This is a genomic window from bacterium (assembly GCA_026398675.1).
Lineage (GTDB): Bacteria > RBG-13-66-14 > RBG-13-66-14 > RBG-13-66-14 > RBG-13-66-14 > RBG-13-66-14.
Genome location: JAPLSK010000205.1, coordinates 1 through 7,447 on the forward strand (window position 1 = coordinate 1; position 7,447 = coordinate 7,447).

At 59.6% G+C, this 7,447-nt stretch carries 9 protein-coding genes; 2 read left to right on the forward strand and 7 right to left on the reverse strand.

Annotation, left to right across the window (positions count from 1 at the left end):
- The 3 genes from queD to NTW26_06830 all read right to left on the reverse strand — a co-directional run.
- Positions 1 to 345, reverse strand: a 345-nt coding sequence (gene queD, locus NTW26_06820; protein ID MCX7021969.1) for a 6-carboxytetrahydropterin synthase QueD, incomplete at its 3' end; no start/stop codon positions are given.
- A complete protein-coding gene (locus NTW26_06825; protein ID MCX7021970.1) occupies positions 333 to 2,258 on the reverse strand; it encodes an ATP cone domain-containing protein in 1,926 nt (641 codons plus the stop codon). The genes NTW26_06825 and queD, both read right to left, overlap by 13 nt.
- A 320-nt stretch (positions 2,259 to 2,578) precedes the next feature.
- Positions 2,579 to 3,091: a 3'-5' exonuclease gene (locus NTW26_06830; protein MCX7021971.1), complete on the reverse strand. Its 513-nt coding sequence runs from the start codon at positions 3,089 to 3,091 to the stop codon at positions 2,579 to 2,581.
- A 70-nt stretch (positions 3,092 to 3,161) separates the two neighbouring features.
- Between NTW26_06830 and NTW26_06835 the strand changes: the two genes are divergently transcribed.
- Positions 3,162 to 3,719 (forward strand): hypothetical protein, encoded by a 558-nt coding sequence (locus NTW26_06835; GenBank protein MCX7021972.1) that lies wholly within the window; start codon positions 3,162 to 3,164, stop codon positions 3,717 to 3,719.
- 17 nt (positions 3,720 to 3,736) lie between these two features.
- On the forward strand, positions 3,737 to 4,282 hold the full coding sequence (locus NTW26_06840) for a hypothetical protein (GenBank protein ID MCX7021973.1): 546 nt from the start codon (positions 3,737 to 3,739) through the stop codon (positions 4,280 to 4,282).
- A gap of 105 nt (positions 4,283 to 4,387) precedes the next feature.
- Here NTW26_06840 and NTW26_06845 read toward each other — a convergent pair whose 3' ends face one another.
- The 4 genes from NTW26_06845 to NTW26_06860 form a co-directional block, all read right to left on the reverse strand.
- Positions 4,388 to 5,635: a serine hydroxymethyltransferase gene (locus NTW26_06845; protein ID MCX7021974.1), complete on the reverse strand. Its 1,248-nt coding sequence runs from the start codon at positions 5,633 to 5,635 to the stop codon at positions 4,388 to 4,390.
- 19 nt (positions 5,636 to 5,654) lie between these two features.
- Positions 5,655 to 6,209 (reverse strand): hypothetical protein, encoded by a 555-nt coding sequence (locus NTW26_06850; GenBank protein ID MCX7021975.1) that lies wholly within the window; start codon positions 6,207 to 6,209, stop codon positions 5,655 to 5,657.
- Between the two features lie 8 nt (positions 6,210 to 6,217).
- Positions 6,218 to 6,832, reverse strand: coding sequence for a DUF5343 domain-containing protein (locus tag NTW26_06855; GenBank protein MCX7021976.1), 615 nt, complete (start codon positions 6,830 to 6,832; stop codon positions 6,218 to 6,220).
- Between the two features lie 119 nt (positions 6,833 to 6,951).
- The gene (locus tag NTW26_06860) at positions 6,952 to 7,251 is read right to left on the reverse strand and encodes a divalent-cation tolerance protein CutA (protein ID MCX7021977.1); all 300 of its coding nucleotides are present in this window, start codon (positions 7,249 to 7,251) and stop codon (positions 6,952 to 6,954) included.
- Between the last annotated feature and the right edge of the window lie 196 nt (positions 7,252 to 7,447).

Here is a 7,447-nt window from a genome sequence, read left to right on the forward strand (position 1 = left end):
GGATTCCCAGACGCGGACCTCGCGCACCCGGACCGGCGGGTCGGCGCCCTTCAAACTCGACTCCAGCTCCCCCGCCAGGTAACGCGCCAGATTCTCGCTGGTGGGGTTGAGCCGATCGAAGGGCTCCAGCTCGTTCAGGAATCGGTGATCGAGCCGGTCGCAAATTTTCCCCAGGTGCTCCCGGAGCACCCTGAAGTCTATGGCAAGCCCCTGGGCGTCGAGCTCAAGCGCGGAAACGGTCACCTCGACCCGCCAGTTGTGGCCGTGGAGGCGCTCGCAGGGACCGCCGTAGCCCCGCAGCGCGTGGGCCGAGGAGAAGCTGCCGGTAACGGTCAAGAGGTACATGGGCCGCCTTTCCGAACGAGGACCGACGACGCCCCGGCGTTTAAAGCGGTGCGAATGCAGGCCAGGGCCGACTCCGGGGCCGGGGCGGTCCAGAGCTCCACGGACACGCCGTCGGGCCAGGCCGGGGCGTAGGGCCCGCGGAAGAGGTGCCCCGCATCCGGGGAGAGGGTGAAAAGCGGCGGTGGTGGCGGCTCCGGGAGGCCCAGCACCGCCCGGTCCAGCATCCCGAAAAACCCCTCGAGAGCGGGATCCACCCCGGCGCGGATGACGATGGACAGCCCCAGCTTCTCGGAAAAATCCTGGGCCGCTCGGACCAGCTTTCTCGCCAGGCGCCCGAGGAGTTTTGCCGACTCCGGGTTCCCGGAGGGCCAGCCGCCCGTCAATTCGAAGACGGCCGTGTCCAGGCCGAAGAGCTCGATCTCCGCCACCCCCGCCGCCGCGCTCACCCAGTCGAGACCCAGCCCTTCCACCAGTCCCCCGAGCACCCCGGACGAGCGCCGTTCGGCCACCGACCGCAGGAAATCGGCCTTCACCCGGGCCGCTTCCAGGGCGTGGCAGATGACCTCTATTCCAAGCTGATCCGCCTTGCCCGCCCCGGAAGTGGAGACGCGCCGGAGGTTGATTGCCACCCGGCTCGCCACGGGGCCGTGGAGCACGCCCACCGGCTCAGCCTTCGGCTCGCGGGGGCGGGTGAAGCGCAGGCACGCGCGCCCGGAGGCCTCCACCAGTTTCGCGACGAACCCGTCGTCGGATGAATCCCCCACCTCGACCGCCAGCTCGACCCGCCGGTCCATCCGGTCCACCAACCCGGCAACGGTCAGGGAGTAGGTGGCGAGGTCGGACGAGGAATCCAGCCCGACGCCGAGGCCGATGACCAGGCGTTCCGTGGAGGTCGGCCAGAAACGAAGCCCCAGCTGGGCGGCGACGTCGAGGTCCACCATCCCGGAACCGGCGCCCAGCCGCGCCAGGAGGAGGTCGAACCGCGGGAGCTCCATCCGGGAAAAATACGGCGCCAGGCGGTCCGGCAGTCTCATCAGCTCCAGCAACCTCTCCGACGAGTAGCTGCCGAGACCTATATCCGGGCCCACCTCCGGGCTCCACCCGGCGGAGAGGAAGCGGTTGACCATCTGGGGCGAGCGAATCTGCAGGTTGCCGTGGTAGTGGTCGTAGCGGACCGACTTGGGGTACACGTTGGATACGGCGTACTGCCCGACGATATAGCCGCCGGAGGTCTCGACGGCCACCGGGGGCACCCGGTCTTCGGCGCGTCCCTGGATGAGCGCGCTCCGGACTAGCTGGGCCGGAACGGCCACCGGGTCAATGTCCGCGTAGGAGCCGACGCCCAGCTCGATGAGCTTCAGGGCGTGGAGGGAGAGGATGACGGAAAGCGGAACGGGAAAGAGCTTGGCCTCCCGGAGCATCTTTTCGACCTCCAGGACGAGCTGCTCGGCGATGGAGGGGTCGAGGCCGGAGCTGATGACGATGGCCGAGATGCGCCCCTGGCGCGACCAGGGGAAAAGCTCCCCGGAGAGGTCCCGCACCAGGATGGACCTCTCGTTGGTCTCCAAGAGGTCGAGCTGGTGGGTCGTCAGGCGGTGGTCGAAGACCTGGGCCTCCTCCAGCCGGCGCTGGCTGCGGTAGAGGACGTAGGCCTTCGCCATGTCCACGTGGCCCGTGCGCAAGAGGATTTTTACAACGGCGTCCTCGAGCTGCTCCTCGGTGGGGACGCCGGTGGCGGTCCTGCGCCGCAGGAAGAGCGTGACCGCCTCGGCCACCTCGGACGGCCAGAGGGGGTCCTCCATGCCCACGGCCTGCGCGGCGGCCGTCACCTGGGCCGCGACCCGCTCCTTTTCGTAGGGGACCAGGCGGCCGTCACGCAGCTTCAAGAGTGTCAGCGGCAACTTTTCCAGCAAAACTCCTTCGGCGGAAGCGGTCCAAGTCTATGCACCAAAAAGCGGTGTGTCAACCGTGGCCGGCGGGCGAAAAAAGGGACGGTCCGCGGACCGCCCCTGGGCCAACCGTCCAGACTTACCGGTTCCCGAGCCTTCCCGAACGGAAGGGCCGGCGCTCGTGCTCGAGGCCGAAAATCCCGAAGAGGCCGTCCATCGCTGGTTCCTTGTCTTAAGTGGGGAGGGAGCCCCGGGAGCCGACGGTCGGTGGGGAGGTTCCCTTACCCACCGGTCAACGCAGTATAGACGGCCGAGTGCGGAATTTCATCTCGACAAGGTCTCAATTAACCCCCGGTAAGGAAGAGCCATATAAGCCCCGCCGCCCGCGCGTCGTCCTCCGCCCGGTGCGCCCGCGACAGGGGGATGCCGAGCTCGCGGCAGGCTATCTCCAGCGACGCCCGCCCGTACGAGAGCCTGGCCCGCGCCAGGGGCAGGGGGTCCAGCCAGGCGGCCAGCGGCGGAACCGTCCTCCCCGCGCGGGCCATCTCGATTTGCAAGAAACCGAAATCGAAGGGGGCGTTGTAGGCTAGGAGGGGCCAACCGACGATTATCCCGGCGACTGCGGGCGCCAGATCGGCGAAGGTCGGCGCCACGGCCGCGTCGCGGTCGCTTATCCCGTGAATCGCCGTCGCCTCCGGCGGGATGTTGCACCCCGGATTGACCAGGCTGCTCCAGGATTCCACCTCGACACCGGACGCGAAGCGCACCAGGGCTATCTCCACCACCCGATGCAACCCCGCGTCCAGCCCCGTGGTCTCCACGTCCAGGGCGATGAAGCTGTCAATATTATCGCGCATGGAAGATTTCCGCGTTGCTTGGCGTCCGCGAGTTGATTATAATACTCGATGAAATCTTCTGGGGGACTCGATGCGCATCACTCTTTCCATCGTGCTCGTGGGGCTCCTCGTGCTGGCGTGCGACCTGGGCGTCGGGGCGGACGGCGGGCTCACCGGCTGGGACTGGGCCCGCGCCCTCGCCCGCGACGCCGTGGACATGGCTTACGGCGAGCACTGGTACGTGATGAGCTTCGGCGCCGAGTGCCTCGACATTTCAGGCGACCTGTACGACGGGATGGCTTTCCCCGAGTGGGACGTCTACTACTCCGACGGGTCGGACGCGTACCTGTGGGTCATCATCCACCCGGATGGCCGGTACATCATCTTCGAGCTGGAGGGTTCCCAGTACGGAAATTCCCCCCTGACCTCCACCTACGATTCCGACGCCGTAAGCTCGTGGCTGCGCACCGCCTCCCGCGTGTACCGGGAGCTCACCGGCCTGGCGGACGACGTCTGCTACGAACCCTACTGCTCTCACTCTTCTGACGGCGATTACGTGAGGATTTCGCTGTGCAATTCCGACTTGGAAACGCTGGCTCGGGTGGACCTCTTGCCCCAGACCGGCGAGATAGTGAGTGTATCCTTTTGACCCCCCTCGCGAAAAAGTTGCTGCTTACCTTGAGCGTCTGCGTCTCGTTCTTGAGCTGCAGCACGTTCACCGAGGTCACCCCGACGGAGGGCGGCGACCTGGACTGGGCGCGCGGCATCGCCGACGGCGTGGTCGCGGGTCTCTACGACGTAAGCTTCGTCATGTTCGAAGTCGAGGCCACCTACCTGGACTTCTCGGGCTTCCTCTACGGCGGCGTCCAGCACCCCTTCTGGCGCTTCTCCTACATCAACTCCGACGCTTGCATCCAGGTCATCGTCCACCCCGACGGCAGCACCACGGTGACGGAGGACAACGGTTATTTCGACGACGAGATTATGTTCACCTACACCTCCGCCGACGTCGGGGACTGGCTCGCCCTGGCCCAATACTGCTACCGGTATATCACGGGTCTTGAGGATGACGTCTGCTACGGTTTCGACGCCTATTGCTACGAGTACGGCTCATATGCAGGGATATACCTTTACGACTCGACGTTCGAAGAATTGGCACGGGTTGGTATAGACCTAATAAATGGAACAATATATTCATTCGACCTGTATTAAAAAAACCGCCCGAGGGTGATTTTATTGCGACCCTAGAAGCCGCTCGCCCTCCCCGCAAAAATGGAAAAGCCGCCCGAGGGCGGCCTTTTTTATATCCGGAGGTGACTACACTTTCAGCTCGGCGTAGAGCGGGAAACCCTTGCACAGCTCCTTCACCTCGCCCTTTATCATCTTCGCCAAATCCTCGTTGGCGTGGTCGGCGGCCACGCGCCCGAACCACCCCGCGATTTTCTTCATCTCCGCGTCGCCGAAGCCCCGCGTCGTCACCGCCGGCGTACCCACCCGCACCCCCGAGGTTACGAAGGGGCTCTCGGGGTCGAAGGGGATGGTGTTCTTGTTGACGGTGATGCCCGCCCGCTCCAGCGCCTCCTCGAAGTCCTTGCCGGTCAGGCCCTTCGAACGCATGTCCAGGAGCATCAGGTGGTTGTCGGTCCCGCCGGTCACGAGCGTGAAGCCCTGCTCCATCAGGTAATTCGCCAGGGCCTTGGCGTTCGCCAGTATTTTCTCTTGGTAGACCTTGAACTCGGGCTGGAGCGCCTCTTTGAGCGCCACGGCCTTGGCCGCGATGACGTGCATCAGGGGGCCGCCCTGGATGCCGGGGAAGACGTTCTTCTGCAGCGCGTTGTAGTTGTCCTTGTCGGTGAGGATGAGCCCCCCGCGCGGGCCGCGCAGCGTCTTGTGCGTCGTCGTCGTCGTGTAATGCGCAAAAGGGATGGAGTCGGGGTGCAGTTTTACGGCCACCATCCCCGCGATGTGCGCGATGTCCGCCACCAGCTTGGCCCCCACCTCGTCGGCGATGGACCGGAAGGCCGCGAAGTCTATGAACCGCGGGTAGGCGCTGGCGCCCGACATTATCATCTTCGGCCGGCACTTTTTCGCCAGGTCGCGGATCATGTCGTAGTCCAGCCGGTTGGTTTCCGGGTGGACCTCGTACTGGACCACGTGGTAGAAGCGGCCGGAGAAGTTCACCGGGTGGCCGTGCGACAGGTGCCCGCCACAGGTCAGCGATTGGCCCATCACCGTGTCTCCGGGGTCGCAGCAGGCGAAGAAGACCGCCATGTTGGCCTGGGTGCCGGAGTGGGGCTGGACGTTGGCCCGCTCGGCGCCGAAGAGCTCCTTGGCCCGGTCGCGCGCCAGGCGCTCCGCCTCGTCCACGAACTCGCAGCCGCCGTAGTACCGCTTGCCGGGGTAGCCCTCGGCGTACTTGTTGGTCATCACGGAGCCCATCGCTTCGAGGACGGGGAGGCTGACGAAATTTTCGGATGCGATGAGCTCGATGCCTTCCGCCTGGCGCTTTATCTCGCCGGCTATGGCATCGGCAATCTCAGGGTCGAAGTCACGTAAGAGGGACATGTTATCTCCTAGAATAATATCAAAGTGTTCTCTTATCTAAGTCTTCAAGATAATCAAAAAGCTCAAGCACATAAGAAAGGCTTGAACTTAGGTTGGCTTTATAAGCGTAGATACCTGTATGAGCACACCAATTACGTTTATCGAGTAGGGCTAAAAATGCTATTCTTTCCTTTTCATTTATATATGATATACTCTTTGCAAGTACGATTTGTTGATATTCAGAAGGTAACTCATCTCTTAGTTCTTGAGCGTTATTAATATTACAATACTTTTTATTATTATAACTTTTAATTTTCATACATCCATCAGAACATAATTTTTCTTGAAGAAAATCAATAAAACCTGCCCAAGCCATTACATGGGCAGATTTAAATAAGTCATATTTGTGTTGAATACACTGTATGGATTGATCGAAGAACTCTTTCTGTTTAACAGTTAATAGCTTAAGCCTTTTTAGTGTCTTTGATAACTGTACACTTCTTCTCTTTGATGTTTCGTGAGTAGATAGAATTTCTGTAATTTTATCCTCAAAAGTTTTAACGCTCTTGAGGATTTCTTCAAGACTCTTTGACACAATCTGTATTACTCCTTATCGTAAAGATACTCCCTCATAGCCTTAAAAAGCTCCTGAAACATTTTCGTATCAGCAGATTCGGGAAGCTCAATTTGTATATTGATGGATATCGATGGAATATTAGTATGTATATCTTGTACTGCAACCCCTTGAGAAACAGTCTCGCTTTCTATTTCTACAATTTCTTCCCTTTTTTCAGGTTGACTTTCAAAATCAGCTAGATTGCAGAGAGCCTTAAAAGTTCTAACTACCCTTGTTGCAGTAGATTCATTAAATTTATCTTTTTGCGCTGTAACAATACTTATTAAATCCTTATTGACTTTTATTTGTGCATCAGAAAAATGCTCGAAGAATTCGTTATAAGTATCCTTAATAATGTTAGCCATAACTGCTCTTGCTTGTATTTTATCTCTATAGGCAGTCCAAAGCTCTGTAGGCTTGTTAGATTGATCAATAAATCCTAGTGTTTGCAATAATGTAATAAATCTCATGTGATTTTGATCGTCTTTAAAACCACATTGTTTGATCCATGTTTTATCAACGATTGTTGGTTTACCAACTTCTTGGATCTTGTAAAACAGCTTTTTAATTTCACCAGTTAGTGTAACGTAGAAGAAGGACATTTCTTATCTCCTTAGAAAAGTTCAGCTTATAAACTTACTTTGAATCGATACTGAATTGTCAACACACAACTAAACAGACCATCACTCACTTTAGTACGCTTCTAAGAGTCTGTCAAGCATTAACCCGTCTCCTTCTCAATCCACCCCAGGAACTCCCGATTACCCTCCGTAATGGGCAGGGCGACGATGCAGGGGACCTCGTAGGAGTGCAGGGCCTTGACCCGCTCGGTCAGCGCGTCCACCAGCCTCGCCCGCGTCTTGGCGATGACTACGACCTCCGCCGCCTCCTCGATTTTCCCTATCCAGCGGTAGACGGAGCGGACGCCGGGGAGGATATTAGCACAGGCGGCGAGGCGCTCGACGATTAGGGCGCGGGCGATTTCTTTAGCCTCCGCCGCGTCGGCGCAGGTGATGTAGATGAAGCGGAGGCCCGTGTCGGTGGTGATTCGGAACCCCTCTCCCTAACCCTCCCCCCAGAGGGGGGAGGGGATTTGACCCCTCCCCCTGCCCTCTCCCCCAGGGGGCGAGGGGACGTGCGGAAGCCCTCACCCTTGCCCTCTCCCACAGGGAGAGGGAGGAGCTATTTTTCGAGGTCCATGATTTTGACCACCCGGC